Below are 2,623 nucleotides of genomic sequence, written 5' to 3' on the forward strand. Positions count from 1 at the left end.
CATCTCAAAGAAGTCTTGACCTTACACCTCGGGAATAGCTTCTCGAACCGGCCTTCCGATCAGGTCGCGCTCGCCGTCTAATTTCAGATTCGCCCCATTGAAGATTTCAAATACGTGTTCCGGTCCCCGCAGTACGCACATGAAACCAGGAGCCTGCTGGAACAAGCTGCGAAGACGTTCAGTTTCGCTTGAAAGCTGCCTGTTGAGGCATTCGACGGTTTCCTTGTCGGCGGCAAGCTGGTCGTTGGCCAGCTTCAGCGAATCCCTTGTCTGACGTCGGACTTCGGCAAGCTTAAGGTTGGCGCCCACCTGGGCGACCAGTTCGCGGGCGGAGAACGGTTTGATAAGATAGTCGTCGGCGCCGGCATCCAGCCCCTCGACCCGCGCCTCCTCGCCGGCGCGCGCCGACAGCAAGATGACGGGAAGGTCCTGCAGTTCGTCGTCGCTTCGGATCGCCTTGAGCAACCCGAAGCCGTCGAGCTTCGGCATCATGACGTCGGTCAGGATGAGGTCAGGACGCTTTGTTTTGATGGCATTCAAGGCGGCGATGCCATCTTCGACCAGCTCGATGGTCCAACGATTGCCGAGCAGCCGGGCGATGTAGTCCCGCATGTCGGCGTTGTCGTCGGCGATCAGGATGCGCGGCTTTTCCGCGCCGTTAATCTCGGCGGCAACAGGGGCAGGGCCGTCGATCCATCGCAGGGCTTCCTCGACGTAGGCGTTGTCTTTCCTGGAAGCCAAGCCGATCATTGAGGCGTCCATCACCACCTGTTCCGGCGGAAGATGGGCTATGCCGAACGGGATCCGCACCTTGAAACTGCTCCCCCGCCCCGGCTCGCTTTCGACCTCGACGCCGCCGCCGTGAAGGTTCGCGATTTCCTTGACCAGCGCGAGGCCGATGCCGGAGCCCTCGAAGGATCGGCCTTTCTGGCCGCCGACCTGGTAGAACCGCTCGAACAGCTTCGGCAATTGGTCGGCCTCGATGCCGGATCCTGAGTCGGAAACCGTAAGCTCGGCGGCTTTGCCGTCGGCCGTCGTACGGAGCGCGACGCGGATTCCGCCGTCCAGCGTGAATTTGAACGCGTTCGACAGGAGGTTGAGAACGACCTTCTCCCACATGTCGCGGTCGACATAGACCGGTGCGGCAAGCTTGTCGCCGGCGACTTCGAACTTCAGTCCGGCCTTCTCCGCGACCGACCTGAAATTGGAGGCGAGCTCGGCGGTCAATGCGGCGAGATCGACCGGCTCGAAATCCGCTTGCGCCCGGCCGGCTTCGAGCCGGGAAAAGTCCAGCAGCGAATTGACGAGCTTCAAGAGGCGCAGCGCGTTTCGGTGGGCGACTTCGACGAGCGCGCGGCCTTCTGCACCGGAAACCATGGCCGGGTCCGCAAGAAGGTCTTCCAGCGGACCCAGCATGAGGGTGAGGGGGGTACGGAATTCGTGCGAGACGTTGGAAAAGAAGGCCGTCTTCTGGCGGTTGATCTCCTCGAGCGCCTGGGCGCGGCGTCTTTCTTCTTCGTACGCCTGGGCGTTGGCGATCGTGGCCGCGATCTGACCCGCGGCAAGTTCGAGAAATCCGCGATAGCCCTCATCGAACAGCCTGAAGGCATTTAGGCCGACGACCAGGATCGCCGCCCGGCTGGTTTCACCGTTCGGTAAAATTGGCAACAGCACCGCTCGGTGAGGTGGTTGGCTCCAGGCGCCTGTCGGCAAGCCGTCGGGAAACTTGGCGGCAAGGTCGTCGACTAGAACGGGTTGTTGAGTCCGGAGCGCCTCCCGAAGAGGCCAGTGAACGCCCGCGGAATCCAGTATTTCGGAAGCACCGCGACGGGCGCTCTCGATGCCGCAGGAGCCCGCGAGAACGAAGCTGTCGCTGTCCGCATTCACCTCGTAGAGCAGCGCAAATGGGACGTCGTGCTTATCGGTGGAAATCGCCCGGAGGCTGCGGTCGCAGGCTTCCTGCCAGGTGCGGGCATCGGATGCATCGGCTGCGAGTTGCCGCAACAAAGAGAGTTGCCGCTCGCCGATCACGCGCTGGGTGTCGTCGGTGTTGGCGCAGATGATGCCGCCGGCGCTCCCGTCGTCATCGGGTATCGGGCTGTATGAGAACGTGTAGTAGGTCTCTTCGGGGTAGCCGTAGCGCTCCATGATCAGGAGTTGCTCTTCGACGTAGGTCCCTTCGATACCTGTCATTGCGGTGGCGAGCATCGGTCCGATGTCGCTCCAGATTTCCTGCCAGACGACCGACGTGGGCTTGCCAAGAGCCCAAGGATGTTTTCCGCCGATGATCGACTTGTAGGCATCGTTATAGAGATAGATGAGCTCCGGTCCCCAGCCTATCCAGATCGGCTGCCGCGAGGTCAACATGATTCGTACGCCGGTCTTTAGACTTTGCGGCCATTGTTCGATTGGTCCGAGCGGGGTTTCGGTCCAATCGAGCGCTCTCATGAGGGCACCCATCTCACCGCCGCCGGCAAGAAAGCCGGACGTCACGCTCAGGCCGTCAGGAACGGTCCCTGCCAATTTCTGAACTGCCCCCAACGCCTTCAGTCCCTCGTCTATGACGACAAGAATCGCTTGCCTGCCCGAGGCTAGGATCGGTCGATTTTGGCTCACCGGTTCC

Annotated in this window: 1 protein-coding gene; it reads right to left on the reverse strand. The window is 61.5% G+C overall.

Going from position 1 to position 2,623, the window contains the following annotated elements:
* Nucleotides 1–21 precede the first annotated feature (21 nt).
* Nucleotides 22–2,623: ATP-binding protein (locus tag JWR89_RS24990; protein WP_366143012.1), on the reverse strand; the 2,602-nt coding region annotated here is incomplete at its 5' end.

Source organism: Tardiphaga sp. (assembly GCF_028290785.1).
Taxonomy (GTDB): Bacteria; Pseudomonadota; Alphaproteobacteria; order Rhizobiales; family Xanthobacteraceae; genus Tardiphaga.